We start from the raw sequence: 25,903 nt of genomic DNA on the forward strand, positions 1-25,903 counted from the left end.
GTTCGGAAATGGTCGCGAAGAAACGCCGACGCGCTGGCGCCGTTGCGTCGGTGCTTGCCGGTTGGGTTCGTCCCTCGAACCTTACGCGCCGGCGTTTCACCCGCGTCCTGAGCGATGAGGGGCGTCAGTTGTCCGCGAGTCGCGCCCAGATCGGCAATTGATCGACCGCTTCGGTCAGCAGGCGCAAGTCTTGATAAATCTTCGTGGTTTGGTAGCTCGAGTGACCGGCGGCGAGTTGCGCCGCGGCCGGCGAAATATCGGACAAGGCTGTGATGACGTTGCGCCGCATGCCATGAAATGCGAACCGCGGAACTTGCGCCAGATCTTGCAGGCGGTGCGCTTCGCTGTAGATCGTCGTTTTCGAGTGCAGCGCCGGAAAGAATGGCAACAGCAGGTCGCGACGATCGTCGCGGATCTTCGCCAGCGATTGAATCGCGAATTCGTGCAGCGGCTTCGGTTCGTCCTTCTTCGACTTGCGGCAGATTTGATGCGGAACCATGAGCCGGCGTCCTTCCCAGTCGATCGTTGTCCGTCCTTCTTGCGTCCAGGTCGGCAGCTCGACGCATTGACCGATCCGCAAGCTGGTCGAGCACATCAGCGCGATCAGGCCGCGCCACATATCGCCCGGCGGGATGTCGCCGACGATCGGAAAGCGAGCCTGGTCGAGCACGTGCCAGAAGGCGACGACGTGCTCGATCGGCGTTTCGCGTTGGAATGTCTCGCGCCGCTTCGGGATTTTGGTAAACGGGACGCGATCGACCAAGCCAGCGGCTGTCTTGAGCGACCCGCGATTGCTCGGCGGTCCGGCTTGGTCGAGTATCCATTGCACATGGGACAAGTGCTTGCGAACCGTGTTGACCGAGATCGTGCGGCCGCGCCACTTGGCGACCATTAGACGCGTTTTGAAATCGGATAAGGTTTGCGCGGTGATCTCGACGATCGGCGGGTTGGGCGTGAGCGTTTCCCAGAGATCGAGCGCGCGGCGGTATCCTTCGACGTTGCGCGAACTTGGATCTTCCAAGCATTGCGGTACATAGTGCGATTCGAAAAATTCGCGCAGCTTGGGACAGTGCGCGTAAGCGGGGGCGATGGTGATCATGGCGTTTCGTCCAAACAGCCAGGCCGGGCTTCCTCCTCGCGTCCATCGCTGCTCGGCTTGACGGTGATTGCTCCGTGGAACGCCCAAACCATCGGGCGTTGGCCGCTGATCGTTCCGTCGTGTTGGTTGTCGTCGCAGGCATGCGCCGAACCCTTTCATCCGGAAAAGGCAAGCAGCGACCGCAGACGACGACGTGCAAAATTTGCACGCCGGCGCCTTGCGATTCGCTAGGGAAAATCTCGGCCGCGCAGCCAAACGCCGGAAAGTACAGCGGAACGGCTGCGTCATGTCGGGTAATTTGCGAGAAGACCAACACGAAGGGCCGCGCGGCCGAGATTGGTCGAGCGGTCAGCGCCGAGGGGCGCCGCGCAAGTGTTTGGGGATCTCGCTGTACTTTTTTGAGCTTGGACGCTGCGGCGAGTGATGCGGCGGCGTCTTGCCGGCCATTTGGCCGGCGAACTGATGTAGTTGGGAATTAATCTACCCCGATTTGGCGGCGCGTCAAGCGTGACTTCGCTCGCGTGCGCCGGTGAATAGCCGCCAAGAAACGATCGCGGCCCGCAAAACTGCGGGCCGTGTGCTCGAAAAAATCCACGTGAAAGGCCGCGCGTTATTTGCGCTGCGCATCCCGGGCGAGTTGTCGAACGTGGTTGCGATCAGGCATCGCCAGTTTGACGATCGGCAGCGTGATGCGTTCGCCGGTTTCCTTCTCAAGCGTCACCAACTCGCCGTCGAAATTAATCAGCGTCGCGGATATCTCGAACTTGTCACTGACGTCAGACCAGGTGCGCGGCGACTGGTTGGCGAACTCGATCAGCGACGACGCCGGCGGCGTGATCGACGTCGGCAGCGCCTGTTCATCGGCCGCCATCGTCTCGCCTTCAGCTGACGTTTCGTCGAGCAGCTCGGCCGCGACGTCGGACGCGGCTCTTTCGGTGATCGGCTGCCGCCGCGATGTCGGCAAAGCGGCAGGCGAATGGCTCGAAGCGTTGCGGTTATCGGGTTGCGCCAGTGTGGCGATGATCAAGAGGAAACCGCCGCCGCACAGAAAGAAAAACGAGCCCCAGGTCAACACAAGAAACACCAGACTCCAGAGACAGCCGGCGCGGACGGCTTGCGGATTTGTCTTGGCAGGCGTGAAGTAGCCGAATGGTCCCCAGTAGCGGATTTTCAGCGTGGACGATAACCAGGGCGTTAATGGGAGAATAACGAGAATAACGAACGCGAAGATCGCGAGAAATCCGAGGCAGGCCATGAGATGTTATTGCGAATTCGGGAATTGAAACGTCCTAATTTAGTTTGAAACCTTGCCTCGTTCCACCCTTTGGTGTGGCCCCTGATCGACTAGTTAAAAAACAGACGCCCGGCCCATATTGCGTGCTAATGTTAAAAACCTTCAGGCAAGCGCGGCCGCTGGATCGGCCGTAGCGAGGGGCGATGAATCGTCGCGAGGAAGGAACAATCGATAGGCGGTGAGATGAAACGCAAAAACTTTTTGACGGCGAGAATGCGCGCCGAGGGTGTAGACGACCCACCGAGATTTGGGCTTACCCTATAGACTGCGGCCAGCGGATTTTCGGCCTTGGGATATGGGGGTAACTACACCAGTCCGAGCAGCTGAGCTGCAAAGAATTTTACCCATACCCCAAGGCCGGAAAGCCGCCGGCCAAAGTACCGGAGTTGTAGTCCGGTACTCACTCTAAGTCGTTTGTTTTCAACAAAACGACCACCTCTAGCACCGGACCAAAATCCGGTACCCAATGCGCGAAAAAAAAGACCGCCTGATCGGTGAAGATCAAGGCGATCAATTTTCAAATGCGTGCGTGCAACAAAGTCACAGCAAGCGAGGCCGACGGGGCTCGAACCCGCAACCACCGGATCGACAGTCCGGTACTCTAACCAATTGAGCTACGGCCCCAATTTCTTGGGTTTCTCAGTGATATTTGCCGCTCAGGAGGCCTGAGCAGTAGGGAGACCAAAATTTGTCTGGCTTACAGACAGGCTCTGGCCCTCACTGGGAAGTTTTCAAGTATAGCTTCGACTCTCTGCCGGGCAAGGGGCCCTGCCGAAGCTTTTTTGTCTGTGGGGGAACTCGCGAGGAGCTCTGACAGGCTTCTATTTTCCAATTTCATCGCCTCTGTTTCAAGGGGGGCGACTGTAGGACGCTTGCTGGTCCGAATGGTTCGCCCCAGGGGGCTAAATTGCCGGTAATCAGCCGTTACAACAGTTGCAGATGGCCGGTCACGGCGTCGATTTTCTCGGCTTCGGCCGGGCCAATCGCTAGGCAAGTGTGGGTCGGCTGGCCGTGAAATTCGGTCCGGCCGCTGTCGGTGATCAGGTGAACTTCGAGGCCTGCTTGTTGGGCGGCGGCGTAAATGTCCAGCAATTCTTGCTCGCTATTAACCCGGCAGCAAATTTTGGCGAAATGATTGGTCAGCCAACTCTGCTGGGCAGGGCCAAAATCTTGGATCGCAATCGGTCCCTGGGAAATGCGATGGGTCAAAAATGCTAGCGACGCATGAGCCCCTTGGGCGATCTGCTTGCCGCGACGCATCCCCAGATCGTGCCGCATGACGATCACCTGTTTGACCAGAGTCGTCTGCGGCGTCGTATCGGCGGGCGAATCGAGGGGATGCATATCAATCGGTACGGCTCCAACAATCTGGGTGGCTATGCCTGGGGACGGGTTAAACAGGCGTGCGGTTCACTTCGTCAATCTGCGAATTCAACGTCCAGAGATCGTAGAACCAGCCGATTCCGAACAAGCCGAAGGTACAGAGCCAGATGATCGCTGTAATCCATTTGCCCATATAGAAGCGATGGATGCCAAACACACCGGTGAACGGCAACGCCAACAACAGCCAGGCCACGTTGTAGTCGATGCGACCGGCGACATAACGTCGATCGGCGGCGCGATCCATGGATGGGATCAGAAACAAGTCGATGATCCAACCGACGAAAAGGAGCCCAAACGTCAAACACCAGATCGTGCCGGTGATCGGGCGCCCATAATAGAAGCGATGCGCGCCAAAAAATCCGAACAACCAGCAGAGATAGCCAACCAGCAGCGAATGCGTATTACTTGGATTCATTGCAAAAATGACCTTTGAACAAAAGCAGGAAAGGGCCTAGCTGACCTATTCGTCCCAGGAGACCAGATCTTGCGATTGGGCGAACGCTATTTTTCTTTGTGCGCTTCCAGCAATTTGTTGGCGGCATGCACGTAGCTTTCAGGGACCAGAACGCGAGCCTGAAAGACGCCGGTGAAGCCCCCTTGATGGGCATTTTCGATGGTGCAGGGAATCCCTTCTTCGGCCAGCGCGATCTTAATTACTTCGGCCTGGCTCTCGTTATAGGCGGTCAGGACTTCGGTCCAGTTGATGTCAGTCATTGTTTCTCTCACAAACGGGGTGAAATCCATTCAAGGCTGTCCAAGTATTGTACCCCATTTTGGCCAGGGAGAAGCAAGAACCGATTTGCAACGGCGTTTCGGGAGAGAAATAATAAAACACTCCAATTGGGCATCCGCTGGAGGTAGAGATGAATTTGATCGTTTGGTTGCTGGTTCTCAATATTCCCATCTATTGGCTGCTGGGCTGGATCATGTTCGATTCGACTCATAATGCCGCAGATTCGTTTTGGGAGACGACGATCGCAATTTTGAAGGCGGTCTTCATCCCGCCGATTTTTCGCGCCATGCTGGACGAAGAGTCCGATCCGGACGCGAGTATCTTTAACACGTTCTTCTTTCTCTTGGCATGCGTGGCTGCAGTCGGCGGTGAGTATTACCTGCTAACCAAGTACGTGTGGCCGGTCGAGTAGGTCAGCACCTTGCCCGTGACCTACAGCGGTACGCGGCGAAAATCGACCGCGATTTCACCGCGGCGGATTAAATAGCCGGGGGCGGCTGGGGTCAATTGTTCAAACTGTTGGGGGTCCCAAATCGGCAGTTCGTTATTCAAGCCGCTCTCGAATTGAAACATGGCGAAGTAAAAGGGGATGTCTCTGTTTTCGCCCCGCATCTCAACTCGCTTGGTGACGACGATCACTGGGACCGGTGTCGAAGTGGACTTGGCGACGGAGTCTTTTTTCAGGCCAGAGCTCAGCACCATATAGCCACTGGAGATAGCGAGCACCATCGGAAAGAGGTACAAGTTGCCCGCTAGGATTGCAGTTGTGATCGTGATCCCGATCAATGCGACGAACGAGAGAACCCACGCTCGGTCGGGAGCAAAGAACGAAGGGGAAAGAAGGCGTTTTCTGTTGCGACGGCTTTGAAGCAAGGCTTGAAATTGCGGAGATCTTCGGATGTGTTCAAAGACCTCTCGCTGTGGAAATTCCTTGTGCGAATCGCTCTTGATAGCGCCGCGTTCAACATAGGATCCGCAAAACATGCAATGAAGCATGTCTGGCGAAACGTCGGCGCTGCAGCTATCGCATTTCATGATGGTGTAGGGGTATTGGTAAGCGATCTGGAGACAATCTTGAACACTGGACCTCAGGCCAAGGCCGTAACCTACAGCGGTACGCGGCGAAAATCGACCGCGATTTCACCGCGGCGGAACAAGACCCCGGCGTCCTCGTCGGCAAGTTGCCCAAACAGCTTTTGCTCCCAAAGATGGATCTCTTCGCGGTCGCCGTTTTCGTATTCAAAGGTGGTGTAGTAGGCGGCGATATTGTTGTGCTCGCCGTGCATCTCGACCCGTTTGGCCGCGACAATTACCGGAATCTTCACCGTGGGGGATGTCGCAAAGGAGTGCAGCTTTGCGCCTGACTTGGCCAGCATAAAGCCAGCGAAGATCGTCATGCCTAAGGGGACAACGCACATCGGCCCACCAAAAATTCCAAAGACGATCGTCATGCCAAACGTCACGATACAAAAAAACATCAAGAAGCCGGTGTGAAAGAACAGCGGCAAAGGAACGGCGCCTGGTCCTGCTGTCGCCGCCCGATACTGGGAAGAGCTTTTGATTTTTGCAAAGATTTCGGCGCGCGTTGGTCTCGTCGAATGGCTGGCGACCGGCGGCGCATGATGAACGTGCGAACCGCAGAACTCACAGCGAAGCGAACTGGGCGAGATGTCAGCGCTACAGCTGTCGCATTTCATGGTGTTAGGGAACTTCCGTTAATTCCAGCAAACGGGCGAAGAAGCCGACTTTACATCGTCGCACGGCAAGAATCCAATCACGAATTCACCATGCCGGATCAAGACGCCGGGATCGCTCTTGGCAAGTTTACCGAACAGCTTTTGCTCCCAGATTTGAAGTTCTTCGCGATCGCCGTCTTCGTATTCAAAAGTAGCAAAGTGCTCGGCCAAGACGCTGCTGGACGTGGCCCGTTTAGCAGCGACGATCACCGGAACCGTGGTCGCCGGAGAATTTGCGAACGACTGCAGCTTGGAGCGGGACTCTGTCAACGCATAGCCAGCGAGGAAGGTAAATCCTAAGGGAATGATGCACATGGGCCCAGCATAGAACGCGATAACAATCGTTATGCCGAATGTCACGACACAAAAAAACGTCAGAACGCCGGTTTCGATGTACAGCGGAAAAGGAATCGACGGTTGCGTCGAGACTGCTTCCCGATACTGGGGAGAGCTTTTAATTCGCTCAAACAGTTCCCGTCGCGCAGGATCGACAGGCTGAACGGCGACCAGGGCAGGGCGATTGACATGGGATTCGCAGAACTCGCAGCGAAGCGAGTCAGGCGAGATGTCAGCGCTACAGCTATCGCATTTCATGGGAAGTCAATTTTGATCTGCTGAGGGAGCGATCCGGTCAAAGTCCGCCGCATATTCGCCGCGCGTAAATAGTACGCCGGCATCGTCTGCGGCGATGCGGCCATCCATCGTTCCATACCAGAGAGCGTACTCTTTGCGATGGCCATCTTCTAGTTCAAAGGTGACGAAGCAACGCGTTGATGCAGAATGGGCGCTGTCTCCAGGGTGCATCCGTTTGGAGACCGCGATCGCCGCGTAGACTTCGACCGGAGCCTTGGCCAGCTTATCTGAATCGGGGGAGACGCTGGAAAAAATCTTGTCGCTGACCCATCGTATGGCGAGCCCGAGAAAGAGACTGATCGCCAAAAACGATACCAGCATGCACGGAATGAGATAGAGCATGAAGTGATAGAAGCGATGATGGCCGCTTTCGAGCGACAGTCTTAAAGCTTGGGGATCATCGTAATTGTAATTTTGAGAGAGATACGAAACGTAAGCCACGATCGCGATAAATCCAATCGGCAACACGATGCAGCTGGAGGCCACCATCGCAAGCTTGCCAGCGATCAGGATCGAAAAGATGTTGTAGAGCGTTTTTGATCCGTTGCTTGGTTTCGGCAATTGAGCCAGTCGAGCGGGCGATTGCGCCTGTTGGAATTGAGGAGACGCTTTGATTTGCTCAAAGATGCGAGCGCGACTTGGCGGCAGATCGTCAGGCAACGGAATCGCGGCGCCGCAGTGCTGACAAAAGTTGGCTTCCGGCGAGGAGTTTGCTCCACAGCTATCGCACTTCACCGGCGGTCCTCTTTCTGTAGAACAACGGTCTTCCTCTAGAAAACGCTATGGTATTCGTTCTCGGCGGCAAAATCTTGTCCCTTTTCGCGAATTTCACGCTGATCCAGTTCCGCTATAATAGCGACTCACCCCCTTGAAGCGGATCGAAGCCCCTTGAGCCAGCCAATTACCTTCGCCGACGTCGTTTGCTGCGGTTGCAGCTGTTTGTGCGATGACCTGCAAGTCACCGTCACCGCGGGGAAAGTTGCGCAGATTACGCCGGCTTGCCCGCATGCGACCCGTTATTTTGCGCTCACCAACGACGCCGCCCCTTCTTGCACGATCGACGGGAAACAAGCGACCAGCGACGCGGCGATCGCCGCCGCGACCAAGTTGTTGGCCGCCGCCAAGTCGCCGCTGATGGTCGGACTGGGCGAGCTGACGATCGACGGTCAACGCGCGGCGCTCGACTGGGCCGATCGCTTGGGCGCGTATGTCGACGCCGGCAATCCGGCCGAGCCAGACCCCAGCGGCGTTGTCTTGCAGTCGACCGGAATGATCACCGCCACGCTGGGCGAAATCCGCGATCGGGCTGATGTGATCCTGTTTTGGAACGCCGACCCGGCGACGACCGAGCCGCGACATTTTGAACGTTTCAGTTTGGACGCGGCAGGCAGGTTTCTGACAAAGCCGCGAATCTCGCTGACGATCGATACCCAAGCGACCGCGACATCGGCTCGATCCGAATGGTTTTGCCAAGCGCCCCTTTCTCAAAATCTGGAAACCGCTCACACGCTGTTGGCGTTGGCTCGCGGTAAGCCGATTGATCCCACGCGTGTGACGCAGTTGGCCCAGATCGAGCAGCTCCACGCTCACCTCGCGTCGGCAACCTATGCCGCGATCATCTGCGGGCCATCGTTTTACGGCGGCGCCGATGGGGCCCCGATTTTGGAAACGTTGGCCGACTACGTGCGCGAGTTGAACCGCAACAGCCGCGCGATTATCTCGCTGCTGCGCAGCGGCCCCAATTGGATCGGCGCCGCTGAGTCCATCGCCTGGCGAACCGGGTATCCCAGCCCGGTACGCTTTGCTGCGGATGGCCCCGCGTTTGATCCGACCGGCTTTCGCGCGGCAAAGCTGTTGGCTCGGGGGCAAGTCGACGCGCTGATTCGCTTTGACGGCGATTGGCTGACAAATGCTCCGCCGGCGATGCTGGCCGCCATGGCGAAGCTGCCGACGATCTCGCTGGGCTGGAGCCCTAACGACCTGCCGGCAAACATCCATTTTCGCATCGCCAAACCAGGCGTCGAGTGCGGCGGCAGCATGCACCGGTTGGATGACGTCCCGTTGCCGCTGACGCAAGTTTTGCCGACAACGCGAATGACCGCAGAAGCGGTGATTCGCCAGATAATGAATCTCTAAGTCCGCTATTCGCCCCATGGTCGCCTTTCGCTCTGCGAAAGTAGCGTCTTCACGTGTGCTAAGTTGTCCGGCGTTCTCTTGGCGCCCGCTGCTTTCGCGGAGCGAAAGGCGACCACGGGGGAAAGTTGTCGCTTTTCTTTGTTACAAGTGTTGACAATGTCTTTGGACTTTGTAATACTTGTTTGTGTAGTTGCTTTGCAATTACTGGGTCTGTGCGCTGCTGCTGTCGCTGCTTTCCTCTATTGGGTGGTGGCGTGTTCTTTTTGTGTGGCGTTTGGATCTGGCGGGCCGTTTTGTGGTGGTTTTTGATCATTGCAGGCCCTGATTCTATCCGCTTTTCTTCCCTCCCAACTGGAGAAAACGAGCATGAGCGTCAAACGACATCGTCAGCAAGCAGCACGATCACGAAGAAAAAAAGGGACAAAGCGACGCCCGGCGGCGACGCACAACCAGTCGCCCTCCTTTTTGCAGGGCCGTCCGTTTGGTGCTCTCAAGGACGTGATTGCTCAGATGAAGGCCGCAGACATTCCGATCAGCGACCTTGAGGAGATCAGCGCGCGAATGTCGGTCGCCGGCTATCACCCAGAGGAGACGACCCTGCTGCTTCACCAAATCATGGACTACGACGAACAATTGCTCCAGCCGGATCCAAGCGTAGAAAATTTTTCGAGCGACTGCTTGGTCGCCGCAGCTCCTGCAACTGTTGAGGACAACGTGGCGAATCCTGCAACCAACCAAAGTTCATTTTTGGAGCTCACGACCGAACAGCTGCTCACTGAAACCACTCCACCGCAGTGGCTGTTGCCTGGCGTGCTGATGCGAAACGAACCGGCGGTGATTGTTGGTCCCAGCAAAAGTATGAAGACCTCGATCGCCGTCGACTTGTGCAATGCGCTGGCGAGCGGGGGCAATTTTCTGGGACAAGTCGCCGCGCAGCAGGCGTTTCGCGTCGGCTTTGTCTGTGCAGAAGGTGAGCGTCAGATGCTGGGCGAGCTGATGCGGCGGTGCAGCAATACGGCCAAGGCGGATCCCAGGAAACGCTCCAATTTGTTCTGGGCGTTAACTTTAGACAAAGGGACAGACGCCGAAAAGTTGAATTGCCTGCGTGACTGGATTGCGTGTCATCAGCTAGAAGCGGTCGTGATCGATCCGCAGCAACTTACCGCAGCTCGTGGAGCAGCCCAAGCGACGCAGGTGCGTGCGCTGGTTCGCTGCTGTTTGGAAGCTGGCGCCACGCCGATTGTGTGTTGCTTAGCGCGAAAGTCGCTCCCGATGCGCGCGATGAATGTGGCCGACATGCCCAGCGCTGGCTGTCAAGATTTTGCGCGACAATGGCTGCTGGTCAATCGCCGCCAAGCGTATGAGCCCGGCAGCGGCCAACATCACTTGTGGCTCACCTACGGCGGCAACGCCGGACACGGCGGAATCTGGGGCGTCGACATCGAGGAAGGAGAGTTCGCCGCTACGGCCAATCGCACGTGGAACGTCACGCTGCACCAGCGCGAAACGTTACAAGACGAAGCCGCCGAACGTGAATCGATCACGCTTACCCAAAAGCTGCGCGCCAGAATCCGCGTCGCCATGCAGCATTTGGACCCCGAAAAAGCAACCCAACCAAAAATCCGCCAGCAAAGCGGAATCAGCAGCGCCAAGTTCGGACCGATGTGGGAGCAGATGATCGAACAAGGGGAAATTGTGAGGAACCCCAGTGACCGACCCAAGCAAACCGGAAACAGCGCCACCTATTATTTAAGAGACCGATTGGGCGAAATGTCAAAGGACGAATGTCGAATGTCGAAGGAAGAGCAGAGCCGAGAGATAGCTTGGCAACCTCCTCCTGATTCGGCCTTCGGCCTTCATGATTGCGTAATTAATTCACCCGGCAAATAAAGCACTTCAAATACTGCGTCTCGGGGCAGGTAAGAAGTGTCGGATGATCGATCGAGGCGCTGCGTTGCTCGAGCAGTTGAATGTCGCGGCCTGACTTTTGGGCGACGCCGAGCAGCGTCATTTGGAAGTCGTCGCGCGAGATGTTGCCAGAGCAGCTGCAGGTGACCAGGATGCCGCCGGGGTTTAGCAGGTTGACTGCCTGACGATTGATGTGGTAGTAGGCTTTGAGCGCTTCGTTGATGTTGCGGCGGGTTTTGGTGAACTTCGGCGGATCGAGGATCACCGCGTCGAATTTCTCGCCGGCATCGACTAGTGCTTTCAAATGGTCGAACGCATCGATCGATTCAAAGCGAACGTTGGTGATGCCGTTGCGCTCGGCATTGCGGCGCGCCAGATCGATCGCTTTGTCGCTGCCGTCGATCCCGATTACTTCACTGGCATTGCCCAGCTTGGCGGCGGCTAGCGCGAATCCGCCGGTGTAGCAGAACATGTCAAGGACACGACGTCCGGCAAAGTACTTGGCGGCGGCGATGCGGTTTTCGCGTTGATCCAGATAAAAGCCGGTCTTTTGGCCGGTTGAAAGCTCCAGTTCAAACTCAATGCCGTTCTCGCGGATGAAGATCGGCTCGGACGGAACTTCGCCTTGCAAGAGTCGCGGTTCGATCGTGACCCCTTCAGCTTTGATGACGCCAGCTTCGCCGCGGAGTGAGATGCTCTTGGGCGCGATCTGCTCGTTGAGCGCGGCGACGATTACATCGAGCCGACGTTCCATCGCGAGCGCATTCACTTGCAAAACGACATGACCGGCGAAGTAATCGACGATCAAACCGCTTAGGCCATCGGCTTCGCTGTAGATCAGCCGGCAGCCAGCATTTTCGTCAAACAGGCCAAGTTGGCGACGTCCGTCGATCGCGGCGGCGATCTTCTGTTTCCAGAAGTTGTCATCCAGCGGCTGCTCGACATCCCAGCTGTATAGTCGGACATGGATCCGGCTTTTGCGATTGACGACGCCGTAAGCGACGAAGCGGCCATGATCGCCGACCAGTTGCACGACATCGCCGTCAGCCGCCGCCGTATCAATGTGATCAAACGCTGAGTGAAGCGCCCAGGGATGACGTCCGTACAGGGGCTGCGCTTTGCGCGGCAGCAAAACTGCCTTCGGAATGCCTTCGGCGGGAATTTGTTGCGACATGTTGGTTACTTGGCGACGTTAAGTCGCGTTCCTTTCTGCGGCCAGGGCCAGCGTCCGATCGATGCGGGCCAAGCACGAATCTTTTCCCAAAATGTCAAGACAGTCGAACAAACCGGGACCGACTCCTTGGCCGGTAGTCCCGATGCGGACTGCGTGAATGATATCGCCGATTTTGATCTCTTCAGCAGCGACAAAATCGTGCATTGCTTTGTCAAGCGTCGCGACGTCCCACGGCTCGAGCGCTGCGAGCATCGCCCGAAACTTGGCGAGCAACTCTTGCGTGTGCGCGTCGCCAAGGCGTTTGGCGAACGCTTTTTCGTCGTACTGCATTTGATCGTCAGCGACAAAAAAGTAATCCGCGTAGGCGATGATGTCGCCTAGCACTTTCAAGCGATCGCCGCAGGCTTCGATGATGCGAGTCAGCTTGGGGCCTACTTCGCACGGCGCCGGATCGGCGACCAGGCCAGCGGCTTGCAAGAAGGGCAAGCACTTGGCGGTCTTCTGCTTGATCGGCAGCTTTTGCATGTAGCGATCTTGGAACGACCACAGCTTTTTGCAGTCAAAGCTGGCCGGCGCCCGGGTGACCCGTTCGAGCGAAAAGTTGGCGATCATTTCGTCGATCGTTAGGTCTTCGGTTTTGTCGTCCAGCGACCAGCCGAGCAGCACCAAGTAGTTCAAAATGGCTTCTGGCAGGTAGCCGGTCAGCTCGTAAAAGTCGACGATGACCGGATTGAAGGTCTCGGCCGAAGTTTGCAGTTGGATCTGCTCGGCGATGGCCTGGCCATGTTCGTTCAGCCGCTTGAAGTCGGCGTTCTTCAGGTACTTTTCGAGCTTCCGCTTGCTCAGCTTGTTTTTGCTGCCGGGCTCAGCGACATACGGCAGGTGAGCGTAGACCGGCAGTTGATATCCCAGCGACTGACCGATGAAGATCTGACGCGGAGTGTTCGAGAGATGCTCTTCGGCGCGAATGACGTGGGTGATTTCCAAGTCATGATCGTCGACGACGCTCGCCAGGTGATACAGACAGGTGCCGTCGGCGCGTTGGATGACGTGGTCGTTTTCTTTGGACCATTGAAACTCGACATCGCCGCGGACGCTGTCAGTAAAGGCGCAGACTCCTTCGCGCGGCATTTTCAGACGAACCACAAAGGTGCGGCCTTCCGCTTCCCACTTGGCGCGTTCGGCCTCGGTCTCGGCCATGAAGGCGCGACTGTATTGGAAAGGACGTTTTTCGGCTTCGGCCGCTTTTCGCTCAGCGTCTAGTTCTTCTGGCGTTGCGTAGTCGTAGTAGGCGAAGCCATCGGCCAGCAGTTGTTGGGCGGCGGCTTGATAACGCTCGAGCCGTTGCGATTGGTAATAGGGTTCAAAGGGGCCGCCGACTTCGGGGCCTTCGTCCCAATCCATGCCGAGCCAGCGAAAGCCGTGCAAAATTGGGGCCAGGGCTTCGTCCACGTTGCGCTGTTGGTCGGTATCGTCAATGCGCAGGATGAATTGACCGCCGTGACGTTTGGCGAACAACCAATTGAACAGCGCGGTGCGAACCCCGCCGATGTGGAGATATCCGGTCGGGCTGGGAGCGAAGCGTGTGCGAACCATGGCGAACTACTATAGCGGACGGAAAGAAGAATCGAACCAACCAGCTTAAAGCGCCGGCCCGCCGCTCGCAAAGGGGCATTCGAACGAAGTAGGTCGCCGTGACGATTACTTACGGTGTCGAAATGACCGGATCACGCCGTTCGTAGGTTCGCCCTTCGTTGCCGCTAATATTGTTGTTGACAGCCAGCTGATAGAGCCGTTCTCCGCCCGGTGTCGGATAATCGCCGGTGATACAGGCCTGGCAGAGGTCGTTGGCCGAAAGTCCCACAGCTCTGGCAATCGCCGCCCGCGGCAGGAAACGAACCGAATCGGCGCCCAGTGCGACCGCCATTTCGGCCTGGGCTTCCTCGGTCAAATGCCCGTCCGGCAAAAATGCGGGAGCAAAAAGTTCGCCAATCGTCGACATATCGATCCCGTAAAAACAGGGAGCAATGATCGGCGGGCAGGCGACGCGGACATGAATTTCCTTGACTCCACCGCGATCACGCAGGCGATCGAGCAGTACCCGCATGGTGGTCGAACGGACGATCGAATCTTCGACCAGGAAGATTCGTTTGCCTTCGAGAACTTCGCGGAGCGGCGTGTATTTGATCTCGGCGGCGCGACGTCGCTGGTTGCCGGTTTCGATAAACGTGCGGCCCGAGTAGCGATTGCGAATCAGCCCTTCGCGGGATGGCACGCCCAGTTCAAACGCCATCGCGTCAGCGGCCGCTTTGCTGGTGTCAGGGACCGGGACGACGATTGTGTCTTTGTCGATGGTGACGCGATTGGCCTCGCGCTCCATCTTGGCCAGTTCGACCCCCAGATTGGTGCGAGTAACGTAAACGCTTCGCTCATCCAGGGTGCTGGCGACGTTGGCGAAATAGATCCATTCAAAGAAGCAGTGCGCCTTGCGCGGCGACTTGGCGAATTCGTGAATCGAGAATTTGCCGCCAGAAATGGTGATCGCATGCCCTGGCGCTAGCGATTTGATGCTTTCTGGCTCGAAGCCCAGATTGAGCAGCGCGACACTTTCGCTGGCGGCGGCGAACATTTGGCCTTCGATCGCATAACAAAGCGGCTTGATGCCGAGCGGATCGCGGGCAATCAGCATTTCGCCTTCGGCGTTGAGCATGACCAGGCTGTAGGCGCCGTCAAAGCGTTTGCTGGCTCCGCGGAGGGCCTCGATCAGCGGCACTTTGCGGTCGCCGTTCATCTCGCGGCTCAGCTCGTGCATGATGATTTCGGTATCGGTCTCGCGCGCCAAGTGATGATCATTGTCGGCGAGCAGGCGATCCCGCAGCTCATCATAGTTGGCCAGTTGCCCGTTGAAGGCGAAGCTAAACCATTTGTGTTTGATTAGATGGTGCCGCTCGAACGGCTGGGCGTAACTGCGATCGTCTTGGCCGCAGGTTGCGTAGCGAACGTGCCCGATTGCGGCGCAGCCAGCGTATTCTCGCATGAGGGCTTCGCTTTTGCCGCGATGCGACAGGCGAAAGACTTCGCGGACGGTGCCGATGTCGCGGTGCGTGTCAATCAACTGTTTGCGGTCAGGATTAAAAGAAGTCATCCCTGCCGCTAGCTGACCTCGATTTTGGATATCAAGCAGCATGCGCGGCAGTAACCGCGAAACATGGTTCGCGCCCTGGTCCGGACAAAGAGGGCTGAGTTCATCGCCGGGAAGATGATAAACGGCGGCAATCCCGCACTCGTGATAAAGCTCGCTCATGAACGACTCGCGTTAAAAGCCCTTGCCGGACTGGGACTTACGTCGCTGCATGCGACGCAGTCTTCACAGAAAATTCCATCAAAGAGGCGGGTAACTTCATTCTAGGAGTCGCACCGCGAAGACTCAACCATCCTAGACAGCGGATTTCCGCTTGTTAGCGAAGTAAAATCTCCCCCAATTGGATGGCTTTATGAGCGTCAACTCGCGTTACCTGCAAAAATGGCAGCGATTTTCTAGCAATTGCGCATTAAGCGGGGTTAGTCATAAGCTGTATGCCGCAAGTGAATTTTTGCGAGCATTTCATTTTTATCTTTCCTGTTTTACTATCCGGCGAGACGGTCGTTAGCCTGTGGAATGACCGGCCAAGAACAAAAAAAGCCCCTGCATCGCCGGGGCTTTTTTTATAAGGCAGTCCATAAGTGACTCGACTACCGAGCCGCGAGTGCGGATCCGATTTTATGGCTGACCGCTTCAACGATTTCGGCCGGATCCAGCGGCTTGCGAAACCAAGCGTCAAACTTGTCTTCGGGTTCGTCGCAATCATCGGCAAATTGCTGGGGATCGCTGCCGGTCACGGCGAACACTTTGAGTTTGCTCATCCGCGGGTCGTTTCGCATGACGCGCAAGGTCGCCGGACCGTCAAATCGCGGCATGCTGAGATCTAGCAACACATAGTCAGGCAAGTCGTTCATCGCGAGATATTCAAGCGCGGCTTGGCCATCTTTGGCGACCGAAACGTTGAAACCGTACATCCGCAGCAAGCCTGCGAGCAGTTCGCGCTCGTTATCGTCATCCTCAACCACCAGCAGATTGCGTGATTTGTCGGCTGATTTTTCGCGTTGGACGGCGGCGCGACCTTGGCCAACTTCGGCGTCAAGATTTTTCAGTTCTGCTAGCAGCCGCTGCAGCGTACTGGTCGCTTCTTCGTTCATGCCGGCGTCAATCTGTTTGCTGCAGAGATGCAGTCCCAGATTGAGCGTATTCAGGCGATTGCGAAACTGATGGCTTCCCATAAGTAGGGATGCGCTGCGTTGCATCTCTTCGAGTTCCCCTTCGCTGCACGCGTCGGGGCGCATGATCGAGACTTCTTTGGGAGCATCGATGCCAATTTTCACCATTTTGCCCCGAATTTGGAGCAGTTCGATGGTGATCGCAAGATTGGGGAAAACGATTTTTTCTTTTGCGCGGCGAGAAAGCACTAACATCATAGGTCTCCGTACCAGGGCCGCGGTAGTGCGGCTGACAATTATCCTAAGAGGCCGCTCTTTCGAGAGAGCGTTCGCCCCGCTACGATCCAGCTCATTCCTTAAGCCTGATCGCGGATCCATCCTGGCGTGGAGATCCTTCCACACGCGTCATCTGAGAATCTTCAATGTAGGTCGAAGTGTGGATTACCCGCAATAGGGAAATAGTATTGATTTCTTTCGACTAAGCTGCTTGGCGAAATGACCATCGCGGGTTTATAAAGTTGCCTTGCCGTGCAAGGATTTGTAAGGCAATCTCATCCACAAATGCCGAAGGGAGTGCTAGCATGCGAAATGTTTTGATCGAGCATTTTCGCGGTTACATTTTCGCCATCGCCGCTACGGCGGCCGCGCTTTGGGTCAGGTCCCTGCTGGACCCCGTCTTGCAAGATCGCTTACCGTTTGGCGTTTTTTATCTGTCGGTCATCATCAGCGCTTGGCTGGGCGGCACGCAGGCAGCCGTGGTCGCGATGGTGCTGGGAACCTTGGCCGCCGCGCATTTCATCATTCCGCCATCCGCTAGTTTGATGATCACGCATCCTGCGGACTTGGTTTCTCTGCTGATCTATGCGATTGTTGGCGGGGTCACCATTATCACGTTTGAAAAGACGCGCTGTGACCAGCGAAAAGCAGAGCAGCGTTCAAACGAGAATCAGACGCTGACCGAAACGCTGAAAAAATCGGATTTGCAAAAAGACGAATACCTGGCTCTGTTGGCCCATGAGCTGCGCAATCCGTTGGCGCCGATCGCGACCAGCGTCGACTTGATGGCCCGTTGTCGCGATGATGCACGACGTTTTGACGCCCTGCGCCGCGCCGTGCAGCGTCAGTTGTCGCAGTTGGTTCGGATTGTCGACGACCTGCTGGACGTTTCTCGTTATTTGCAGGGGAAGATGCGACTGATACGTGATCCCTTTGATTTTCGAGAAGCGATCGGCGCGGCGGTCGAGATGTTGCAGCCGCAAATTGATGAACGTGAACATGACGTCCGGTTGTTAATCCCAGATGAACCGATCGGAGTGAACGGAGATCGTGTCCGCCTGGTGCAGGTCGTATCGAACCTGTTGAGTAACGCCGCTAAGTATACGCCGCGGCGCGGACGGATCTGTATCGATCTGCGAACCGAGAACGGATTCGCCATTCTCGCCGTTTCTGACAATGGGGTAGGCATCGCCGAAGGGGATCGAGCGCGGATCTTTGACGCGTTCGCCCAAGTTGATTCTTCCCATACTCGCGATCATGGTGGCCTTGGTCTGGGGTTGGCGTTGGTCAAGCAATTGTGCGAATTGCATGACGGGACCGTCGACGCGATTAGTCGCGGCCCCGGCAAAGGGAGCCGCTTTGAAGTTCGCCTGCCGCTTGTCGATCTTCCGGCGCCGACCGCGACGGTTTCGGTGATTGGAAACAGTGACACGGTGATTCTGGGGCCGGTTTCGGTGATGATTGTTGACGACAATCGGGATGCGGCCGAAACCTTGTCGATGTTGCTAACCTTTGAAGGCATGACGACCACGGTCGCCTACGACGGACCGATGGCGCTCGAACTGCTTCGTCGGCAGAATCCGCAGGTCATCTTGCTAGATATTGGTCTGCCCGGCATGGATGGATATGAAGTGGCTCGCCGCATCCGCGCTGACAAGCGGCAAAATGGGGTAAAGATTATCGCGCTGACCGGTTGGGGAGGCCCCGAGGATCGGCGCCGCAGCAAAGAGGCAGGCTTCGACGATCATGTCGTCAAGCCGGTCGATCCCGGCAATCTGGTCGCATTGCTCCGGAACGTGCAACCGCAATCGGCTTAACTCATCGATCGCTATCCCCTTGCCGCGATTACGGCGGGGGTTGATAACTACGGTTTGCAGCTTGTCGCCCCTTGTGTTCCTCTGTCTCCTGCTTGCTATGACCGATCTTCTGCGCCAGGAAATTGCCGCGACCGCCAATCTGATTGTGGTGAAGGTGGGAACGCGTGTTCTGACCGCGCCAGACGGTACGCTCAATCGCGAGCGAATCGCTCAATTTGCCGAAGAAATGAGCCGCTTGCTTGACTCTGGACGCAAAATGGTGCTGGTCTCAAGCGGGGCCGTCGGCGCCGGGATGGATCGCCTGAAGCTGAAGTCGCGACCGACCGATCTGGCCCGCTTGCAAGCGGTCGCCGCCGTTGGCCAGGCCCGGCTGATCGAAGCATACGATCAAACGTTGGCAGTGCATGGTCGCCACGGCGCCCAGGTCTTGCTGACGGCCGAGGATCTCGATCATCGCGTTCGCTATTTAAACATCCGCAACACGCTGGTATCGCTGCTAGAGTTTGGCGTGCTGCCGATCATCAATGAGAACGATACGGTCGCCGTCGATGAGCTGATGACCACCTTTGGCGACAACGATCGCTTGGCGGCTCGCGTCACCAATTTGCTCCGCGCGCCGCTGTTGGTGATCTTGTCGGACGTCGCCGGTTTGTACGATCGCTCGCCGGATGATCCTGAAGCCCAGGTGATCCCGGTCGTCCACAAATTTGACGAACATTTAATGTCGTTCGTGCGTGACAAAAAGACCGGTCTCTCCAAGGGGGGGATGGCCAGCAAGTTGGAAGCGGCCCGCCTAGTGACAACGGCCGGCGAGAACGTAATCATCGCCTCCGGGCGCGATCCGCAAGCGATCACCAAAATTGTCAACGGCGAGACGATCGGCACCCTCTTTTTGCCGCAAGGCAAAACTGTTTCGCCGCGGAAGCGTTGGATCGGTTTCTCGGTCGAACCGCGGGGACGGATCACCATCGACGACGGCGCAAAACGAGCCGTCGAAGAGTCAGGTCGCAGTCTGTTGGCGATCGGGGTGGTCGGTGTGGAAGGAGACTTTGAAAAAGGGGACGTCGTCCGCATTTGCGGCTTGGATGGCGGCGAGATTGCCCGCGGCCTGACTAACTATTCAGCCGCCGATGTGGCCCGCATCCGCGGCGTCCAAAGTGATAAGATCAACGATATTCTGGGACATTGTCCTTATGTCGAGCTGATCCATCGTGACAATCTGACGCTGAGCCGCGCTGCGAAGTAATCGCTATTCTTTCATCTCGACATCGAAAGTATTGACCCCTTCGCGCAGCTCAATCCGTAAACCGCTTTTGCTGGGATCGCGAAACTTGGCCGGGATATCTTTCGAGACGACTTTGACGACCAACTGTGTGGGATCCTCAGGAGGCGGATCGGACGGCGGCAGGATGGTCACGACATAGCTGCCGGTTCGCAGCGGCGTTTGGGTGAGGTATTTGCCTTCGGCATCGAGAGCTTCCGAGATTCCGCTCCCCAACTCGCCCGAGTAAAAGGTAATATCGCCGCTGGTAACCGGTTTTCCTTGATAGGTGACGTGGCCGTGCACGGTTCCGGTCGGCGGTCCCACTTTGCTGTTGCAGCCTGAGATGCTCAGGTAGGTCGCGGCGAAGAGCAGTGCCCACGGTAGTGAACGCCCCGGGCTGAGAGCAAAAAAAGATGCGGTCATATTGAAGAACCTGGTAACGGCAAGTTTGCGTGAATGAACCGTGATTGAACATCGATGCTCGAGATCAGTGCTGGACTAGTAGGGCCCCACCACTAGTCCGTCGTCACGAACGCAAAGCTGACGAAGCGTCAGAAAATCAAGCGTCTCGCCGATGAATCGGACCGATCCATCGGTCAGCAAAACTTCGATTCCACCGGGATGATACGAAGTCAGAATCGTGTTGCCGGCGTAAGCGGCATTGGATTTGGGGGTCGTGTTGCCGCCTGCTTGCCCGGACGGGGCGTTGATGGCGAACGCCACGTTGGTGATTCCGGAAGTATGAAACGTCGTCGTTCTCGTCACCACATCACCTGAAGAGGACCAACCGCGCCAGCCGCCGTGATAGTTGGCTCGCCAGTCGTTGGTTCCGACGGGGGCTGATTGCTCGGAAACCATCATGGTGTTGGTCGTTCCATCGGTCGCGTCCCGGAATTTAAACTTCTGGTTGGGGACCAACATGCCTGTGTTGCAATAGACGCCGTAGGCGGTGCCGGTCGAGCAGACGTTGGTTCGATTGATCGGATCAGGAAACGCGCCGCTGATTCCGACGTAGTCGATCGTTTGAAGACGATCGTAATTGCACATGCTGGTTTCTGCATGATCGGAAAGTGCGCTGGAAGGGCAACTGTAGGCGTCCACAGTAAGGTCCATCAAAACTAGGTTCGAGTTTAGCGCTTGCTGGCCATACGAGCTGCTAGAGTTGCAGCCTGAATGTATTGCGCCATCCTGATCGACCTGATCGAATAGTGACTTTTGCTCAAGTCCTGGTAGCAGCGCAAACCGCCAGTTAGGACCATGCGAATTCGGGGCTCCATCCGGAAAGGTCTGATAGGTGTCATGGTGCGTATGCAGCGCCAATCCCTGTTGTTTCAGGTTGTTGGAGCACTGCATCCGCCGCGCCGCTTCACGAGCTTGTTGCACCGCCGGCAGCAACAGCGCAATCAAGACGCCGATAATCGCTATCACGACCAGCAGCTCGACCAGCGTAAAGCCGCGGCGGGAAATTGTTCGAGTAGACATTCACAATTCTCGGGGAAAAATCGAATTGAAAGATATGACGTGATATCTACCGTAAATTTGAAGCAATCTTCATACCAACCGCGGCCGAATGACGAGGGCAGAGCCAAGAAATCCCGCCATTAGGAGGGCGGGGGAAATAGTTCTTGCTAAGGGTCGCACTAGCGTGGGCATCTGTCCGTTAGAGAGAACGGATCACGTTGCCGATGTTTGTGCTTTTGCACAATTGCTGGGCAATTAAATAAAATAATGCCTGCCTGCTATGCAAGCAGAGACGCCTTGCCGATAGATGGATCCCACGCCCCAGAATCCTGCACCCTCACACCAACAATCGCTTCTACGCCAGGCACTCAATTAGAAGACGTATGCGGTAATTCCGCACGTACGGATCTGAGCGGGTGCCGCCCGGCCACGGGCGGTCCTGCGGCAACCGACGAAACACAGTGACAGTGAATGGGAGCGGCCGAATTTTATCGCATAGCGATCCGCACGCACGGATACGCCGAATGGATGCTTGGGTAGATCCCCTAGAAAATCCCACTATCGACTTGACGGGGGATTCCTCATGAATGGCCACCCTGCCGGAGGCTTTAAGCTCGTGCCATTCAGTCCTGACGCCTTTTCTCGCCCCTTTTCTCGCCCACACGATCCTGCCCATTTGCGCAACGGCGTTCCAAGGCACCCAGGCATGTGCTCTAAGTCCAACGGCGTTACCGTTAATTTGACACCGTTCCAACTTTCTGCAGCTCCGCTTCTCCGACCGCGATCACGACGATTTCGTGCTTTGTCATTGCATAGAGTTTTCGTTGAACCGAATCGTAGCAACATTTTCGGAACTCGACCGAGAAGTCCACATCGAAGGAAAGTTTAGCGATCGAATTCATCGTATTCGCATCCCACATCTGAATCGATCTGCCGCCGACACCTATTATTCGATCGGAATCTCCTGGAACGAATAGAATCGAGGTCGGTCCACCTTGCGGCGAGTAATATCGCCCTATCATCTGACGATCTTCGACATTCCAAGCAAGTATTCTACCGGTAATATCAACGCAAAAAACGCGCTCGCCCCTCTCGTCTAATACAACGGAATTCGCAAGAAAGTTCTGCGTATTCAGCTTTGCGACACCAACGCCGGAGGCTACGTCAAGAATCGTAACTTCCCTCGGCACACCGACGACTGCGAGTCGGCGTCCATCTTGAGAAATCGCTATCGAGATGTTTGCAAATTGAAAATCTCCATACTCGACCTCCTTTTCTTGTTTCTCGCAGTCCCAAGCAACGACTCGTCCATCGTCACTGGAGGTAATGACCCGTTTTCCGTCTGGTGTCCAAAGGATCGATCGAATGCATCTCGCATGCTTGCCTAGGATCTGGAAAGAATCATCTCCAATATTCCAGACGGCGACGGTTCCGTCGTATTGCCCAATACCGAGAAGTCCGCCTTGCGGCGACCAAGCAAGTGCAACCACCGAATGGTGATCTCGAAACGGCGACAAACCTTTCCATGTTTGACCTTTAATTCGCTTGCGCAAGACGCTATCCGGCGATTTCAAATCGACGATGCCGAAACTGCTAGGCGGAGTCGAAAAGATTCCCAAGCTCGGATCCGTGAGAAATCCGATCGCAAGGCGATTGTTACCACCAAGTGCGATTGCGGAGTAACGATCGGAAGCATCGTCGTCACCATGCGTGTTACCGACGAATGCGACGAAGCTAACAAGCACGGCAGCCAAAAATCGAGAAATCGGCAAATACATGGTCGTGCCTCTTGCTATTTTAAAGGCGGATTCATTCCGGGGGGATATACAATAATTGGATCAAAAGTTGGAATTGGGCGAGGTGGAAAATGGATCACTGGACCCAGTTCACCAGGTGCCACTGGTCCGGTTGGAAATTCAATTACCGGAGGACTGTAGATTAATTCAGGGGGATAGGGGATGCCAAATTTGTCCAGGATTTCTCGATAAATCAAATCTTTATTGTCTTGCGTGGAGAAGAAAAGGTGTCAGGACTCTTTTTTACTCCCTCGGCACATGTTAAACTGTTGTCATGGGCAGACCAAAACGAGCGGACGAAGCTGGCGGCATTTATCATGCCTTGAATCGTGGCAATTCTCGGGCAGCTATTTTCAATCAGCCTGACGATTTCGACGCGTTCGAGCGCATTTTGGCCGAGGGGCTGTTGCGGTACCCGTGTCAAATTTTAGCGTACCAATTGATGCCAAACCATTGGCATTTGGTCGTCCGCCCCACGGCCGACGGCGGCATGAGCGATTTCCTGAGGTGGGTCACCCTGACGCATACGATGCGGCGACACGCGCACTGCCAGACCTCCGGCGAAGGACACATCTATCAAGGGCGGTTCAAAAGTTTTCCGGTGCAAGACGACGGGCATTTTCTGGTCGTTTGTCGCTACGTCGAACGCAATGCCCTGCAAGCCGGCCTGGTGACATCTGCCGAAGACTGGAAATGGGGCTCGCTGGCGAGCTGGTTAGCCAAGCCCCGACGAACGCCGAATCTGCTCACGCCGTGGCCGATCGCACGGCCTGGTCGTTGGAAAGATCGGGTCAATCAAGCGATGTCCGAGAAAGAAGCCGATGCCGTCCGCCACGCGATCCGCCGAGGCTCCCCCTTTGGCGACCCCGACTGGACCCAATCCACCGCTAGCCGCCTGAAGTTAGATTCCACCCTCCGCTCACGCGGAAGGCCGAAGAAGGCGACGCCTGGTCTAAACAAAGAGTCCTGACACCTTTTCTCATCCGAACTCTCATAACGAGTGGGCCAGGAAATGGAGGCATTTCACAGGTATTGATCGTGGTGGGGCTACTACCTAGTTTCGAAACTCTTGAGAATTCGCCCTGTTTTCTCGTCAACGATAAAGGCAAAGTCACATCCTGGGCGCACGAATATCGCGGTGAGCTCTCCGTTCACATAATAAGCATCCGCAAACCCCTTGCCGCCGTTGAAGCTCTCAGGAATTTCAATTTCACAGCGAACGTCTCCTGACGCATTTCGAATCTGGGCGTTAGTCTTGCCATCATCGCGCATTGGTAGCACAACAACAACGCCTGAATCATCAAGAAGCTTGTTCACAACTACCTGTCCCTCGCCATACTCTTGCTCGAGCGCGGCTCGGGTTGCATCGAAAAACGTCGTTGCTGGACCAACTAGCTTGGGTTGCATACTATCCTATCCTGGACGAAACAAAGGGTCGGGGGGGAATGGCACGAGCTTAAAGCCTCCGCCCCACAATACGGCAACGGGCGAAACCTGCTGTCGCAAGATCTTGTGATAGCAGGTCGTGGGCTTTGCAACTTAGCGAGCTAATTTGAAAAGACGACGGAGCTTCGCTGAATTGGTGGTGTAACAATCGCCGCTTCAGGAGGCCCCGCCGTGTCCGATCAGTTTAACGCTTCGCCGCAGGAAGTACAAAGCAAGTTCCGTAACGTTTCGATCTTCGTCAGCGAGTTGCTGCTGCCCAGCGGCGTTGTCGCCGTGATCTGTCAAGAGATCGGCTTCTCGTTTCGGCAGCGCATCTATTCGCCGATGGTCGTTGTGTGGATGTTCGTGATGCAGACGCTGTCAGCCGATCATAGTTGTCAGCAGGTCGTGACTCGGCTCAACGCCTGGCGAATGGCCCAGGGACTGCCGCGCTGCAGCGGCGACACCACTTCCTATTGCCAAGCGCGGAGCCGCTTGCCGATTGCATTATTTCAACGACTGCTCGCTTGGACGGCGCGAAAGTGCGATGAAGCTGGCGTCGGCGATTGGCGGTTCCAGGGACGCGAAGTGGTCATCGTCGACGGCACGACCGTCACGATGGCTGATACCCGCGCGAATCAAACCGCCTATCCGCAAATCAAAAGCCAGAAGCCTGGCTGCGGCTTTCCCTTGGCGCGGATCGTACATGTCTTTTCGTTAGCGACCGGCGCGGCGACGATGTTTGCGATGGGACGTTACGCCGGCAAGGAGACAGGCGAGACGTCGCTGTTGCGAACGCTCTTGTCGCAGTTTCACTCGGGAGAAATCGTGCTCGCCGACCGTTACTACGCCAGCTTCTGGCTGCTCGCTTTATCGGAGTTGCGCGGGATCGATATTGTCGCTCGCGCGCACCATCTTCGCAAAATCGATTTTCGCCGAGGCTTGCGCCAAGGGGACTGCGATCAGGTCGTGAGCTATTCGAAGCCGCAGCGGCCGAAGTGGATGACGCAGCGCGAATATGAAAGCTACCCGTCGTCGATTCTCGTGCGTCACTTGCGATATCAAGTCACGCAATGCGGGTTTCGCACGCGTCAGATTACGCTGGCGACGACGCTGCTACAGGCCGACGTTTATCGAGCGGAAGACTTGGCGGATTTGTATCGTCGCCGTTGGCAAGCGGAGCTGCATATCCGAAGCTTGAAAACGCAAATGCAAATGGATCACCTCCGCTGCAAAAGTCCGGCGATGGTTCAGAAGGAACTCCACTGCCACATGATCGGCTACAATCTGGTGCGGGCCGCGATGCTGGCAACCGCGCTGAAATTTCGCCTGCCTCCTTGGCGACTCAGCTTTACCGGCGCGCTGCAAGCGATCGAAGAGTTCGCCGCCGCGCTCCGCTGGAACACGAAGCAACAAGAGTTCCAGTGGGAAAACGTTCTGCAAACGATCCGCCAACTGGAAGTCGGCGCCCGCCCCGACCGCAACGAGCCGCGAGAAATCAAGCAATGACCGAA

Annotated in this window: 24 protein-coding genes and 1 tRNA gene; 7 read left to right on the forward strand and 18 right to left on the reverse strand. The window is 56.3% G+C overall.

Annotated elements, in window-relative coordinates; all coding sequences use genetic code 11:
* Window positions 1–124 precede the first annotated feature (124 nt).
* The 6 genes from SH421x_RS04870 to SH421x_RS04895 form a co-directional block, all read right to left on the reverse strand.
* The gene (locus SH421x_RS04870; protein WP_488854275.1) at window positions 125–1,099 is read right to left on the reverse strand and encodes a tyrosine-type recombinase/integrase; all 975 of its coding nucleotides are present in this window, start codon (window positions 1,097–1,099) and stop codon (window positions 125–127) included.
* Between the two features lie 610 nt (window positions 1,100–1,709).
* Window positions 1,710–2,354, reverse strand: a complete 645-nt coding sequence (locus tag SH421x_RS04875; protein ID WP_488854276.1) for an SHD1 domain-containing protein — start codon at window positions 2,352–2,354, stop codon at window positions 1,710–1,712.
* A 589-nt stretch (window positions 2,355–2,943) separates the two neighbouring features.
* A tRNA-Asp gene (locus SH421x_RS04880) sits at window positions 2,944–3,017 on the reverse strand.
* A 300-nt stretch (window positions 3,018–3,317) separates the two neighbouring features.
* Window positions 3,318–3,737, reverse strand: a complete 420-nt coding sequence (pth2, locus tag SH421x_RS04885; RefSeq protein ID WP_488854277.1) for an aminoacyl-tRNA hydrolase — start codon at window positions 3,735–3,737, stop codon at window positions 3,318–3,320.
* A 49-nt stretch (window positions 3,738–3,786) separates the two neighbouring features.
* Entirely contained in the window at window positions 3,787–4,191 is a 405-nt protein-coding gene (locus SH421x_RS04890) for an NINE protein (RefSeq protein WP_488854278.1), read from the reverse strand.
* Between the two features lie 86 nt (window positions 4,192–4,277).
* Entirely contained in the window at window positions 4,278–4,490 is a 213-nt protein-coding gene (locus SH421x_RS04895; RefSeq protein WP_488854279.1) for a putative signal transducing protein, read from the reverse strand.
* Between the two features lie 149 nt (window positions 4,491–4,639).
* Here SH421x_RS04895 and SH421x_RS04900 point away from each other — a divergent pair, with 149 nt between their 5' ends.
* Window positions 4,640–4,921, forward strand: coding sequence for a hypothetical protein (locus tag SH421x_RS04900; protein WP_488854280.1), 282 nt, complete (start codon window positions 4,640–4,642; stop codon window positions 4,919–4,921).
* A gap of 20 nt (window positions 4,922–4,941) precedes the next feature.
* Here SH421x_RS04900 and SH421x_RS04905 read toward each other — a convergent pair whose 3' ends face one another.
* The 4 genes from SH421x_RS04905 to SH421x_RS04920 form a co-directional block, all read right to left on the reverse strand.
* Window positions 4,942–5,253 (reverse strand): DUF2500 domain-containing protein, encoded by a 312-nt coding sequence (locus SH421x_RS04905; RefSeq protein WP_488854281.1) that lies wholly within the window; start codon window positions 5,251–5,253, stop codon window positions 4,942–4,944.
* 362 nt (window positions 5,254–5,615) lie between these two features.
* Window positions 5,616–6,206, reverse strand: a complete 591-nt coding sequence (locus tag SH421x_RS04910; protein WP_488854282.1) for a DUF2500 domain-containing protein — start codon at window positions 6,204–6,206, stop codon at window positions 5,616–5,618.
* 18 nt (window positions 6,207–6,224) lie between these two features.
* Window positions 6,225–6,839, reverse strand: a complete 615-nt coding sequence (locus SH421x_RS04915; protein ID WP_488854283.1) for a hypothetical protein — start codon at window positions 6,837–6,839, stop codon at window positions 6,225–6,227.
* Window positions 6,840–6,845: 6 nt separating this feature from the next.
* Window positions 6,846–7,613, reverse strand: coding sequence for a hypothetical protein (locus SH421x_RS04920; protein ID WP_488854284.1), 768 nt, complete (start codon window positions 7,611–7,613; stop codon window positions 6,846–6,848).
* A gap of 153 nt (window positions 7,614–7,766) precedes the next feature.
* Here SH421x_RS04920 and SH421x_RS04925 point away from each other — a divergent pair, with 153 nt between their 5' ends.
* Together SH421x_RS04925 and SH421x_RS04930 are read left to right on the forward strand one after the other, a co-directional pair.
* Window positions 7,767–9,014 carry a hypothetical protein gene (locus SH421x_RS04925; protein ID WP_488854285.1) on the forward strand — a complete coding sequence of 416 codons (1,248 nt, stop codon included), beginning with the start codon at window positions 7,767–7,769 and terminating at the stop codon, window positions 9,012–9,014.
* 366 nt (window positions 9,015–9,380) lie between these two features.
* The gene (locus SH421x_RS04930) at window positions 9,381–10,904 is read left to right on the forward strand and encodes an AAA family ATPase (protein WP_488854286.1); all 1,524 of its coding nucleotides are present in this window, start codon (window positions 9,381–9,383) and stop codon (window positions 10,902–10,904) included.
* Here SH421x_RS04930 and SH421x_RS04935 read toward each other — a convergent pair.
* The 4 genes from SH421x_RS04935 to SH421x_RS04950 form a co-directional block, all read right to left on the reverse strand.
* Window positions 10,885–12,096, reverse strand: coding sequence for a class I SAM-dependent rRNA methyltransferase (locus tag SH421x_RS04935; protein WP_488854287.1), 1,212 nt, complete (start codon window positions 12,094–12,096; stop codon window positions 10,885–10,887). The genes SH421x_RS04930 and SH421x_RS04935 overlap by 20 nt on opposite strands.
* A gap of 18 nt (window positions 12,097–12,114) precedes the next feature.
* Window positions 12,115–13,692, reverse strand: a complete 1,578-nt coding sequence (gene gltX / locus SH421x_RS04940; RefSeq protein ID WP_488854288.1) for a glutamate--tRNA ligase — start codon at window positions 13,690–13,692, stop codon at window positions 12,115–12,117.
* Window positions 13,693–13,801: 109 nt separating this feature from the next.
* Window positions 13,802–15,400, reverse strand: a complete 1,599-nt coding sequence (locus SH421x_RS04945) for an amidophosphoribosyltransferase (protein ID WP_488854289.1) — start codon at window positions 15,398–15,400, stop codon at window positions 13,802–13,804.
* A gap of 428 nt (window positions 15,401–15,828) precedes the next feature.
* A complete protein-coding gene (locus tag SH421x_RS04950; protein WP_488854290.1) occupies window positions 15,829–16,608 on the reverse strand; it encodes a response regulator in 780 nt (259 codons plus the stop codon).
* A 323-nt stretch (window positions 16,609–16,931) separates the two neighbouring features.
* Here SH421x_RS04950 and SH421x_RS04955 point away from each other — a divergent pair, with 323 nt between their 5' ends.
* Both SH421x_RS04955 and proB read left to right on the forward strand, forming a co-directional pair.
* Window positions 16,932–18,443, forward strand: a complete 1,512-nt coding sequence (locus SH421x_RS04955; RefSeq protein WP_488854291.1) for an ATP-binding response regulator — start codon at window positions 16,932–16,934, stop codon at window positions 18,441–18,443.
* 97 nt (window positions 18,444–18,540) lie between these two features.
* Window positions 18,541–19,689 carry a glutamate 5-kinase gene (proB, locus tag SH421x_RS04960; protein ID WP_488854292.1) on the forward strand — a complete coding sequence of 383 codons (1,149 nt, stop codon included), beginning with the start codon at window positions 18,541–18,543 and terminating at the stop codon, window positions 19,687–19,689.
* Between the two features lie 3 nt (window positions 19,690–19,692).
* Here proB and SH421x_RS04965 read toward each other — a convergent pair whose 3' ends face one another.
* From SH421x_RS04965 to SH421x_RS04975, 3 genes are all read right to left on the reverse strand, one after another.
* Window positions 19,693–20,130, reverse strand: coding sequence for a hypothetical protein (locus tag SH421x_RS04965; protein ID WP_488854293.1), 438 nt, complete (start codon window positions 20,128–20,130; stop codon window positions 19,693–19,695).
* A gap of 75 nt (window positions 20,131–20,205) precedes the next feature.
* Window positions 20,206–21,189, reverse strand: a complete 984-nt coding sequence (locus SH421x_RS04970) for a DUF1559 family PulG-like putative transporter (RefSeq protein ID WP_488854294.1) — start codon at window positions 21,187–21,189, stop codon at window positions 20,206–20,208.
* 713 nt (window positions 21,190–21,902) lie between these two features.
* Window positions 21,903–22,787 carry a WD40 repeat domain-containing protein gene (locus SH421x_RS04975; RefSeq protein ID WP_488854295.1) on the reverse strand — a complete coding sequence of 295 codons (885 nt, stop codon included), beginning with the start codon at window positions 22,785–22,787 and terminating at the stop codon, window positions 21,903–21,905.
* A 451-nt stretch (window positions 22,788–23,238) separates the two neighbouring features.
* On the opposite strand from SH421x_RS04975, the gene SH421x_RS04980 reads away from it, so the two are divergent.
* Complete coding sequence (locus tag SH421x_RS04980; protein ID WP_488854296.1) at window positions 23,239–23,934, forward strand: transposase; 696 nt, start codon at window positions 23,239–23,241, stop codon at window positions 23,932–23,934.
* An 80-nt stretch (window positions 23,935–24,014) separates the two neighbouring features.
* On the opposite strand, the gene SH421x_RS04985 is transcribed toward SH421x_RS04980, so the two are convergent.
* On the reverse strand, window positions 24,015–24,371 hold the full coding sequence (locus SH421x_RS04985; RefSeq protein WP_488854297.1) for a hypothetical protein: 357 nt from the start codon (window positions 24,369–24,371) through the stop codon (window positions 24,015–24,017).
* A gap of 210 nt (window positions 24,372–24,581) precedes the next feature.
* On the opposite strand from SH421x_RS04985, the gene SH421x_RS04990 reads away from it, so the two are divergent.
* Window positions 24,582–25,898: an IS4 family transposase gene (locus tag SH421x_RS04990; RefSeq protein WP_488854298.1), complete on the forward strand. Its 1,317-nt coding sequence runs from the start codon at window positions 24,582–24,584 to the stop codon at window positions 25,896–25,898.
* Window positions 25,899–25,903: the final 5 nt, after the last annotated feature.

The organism is Blastopirellula sp. SH421, assembly GCF_057808535.1.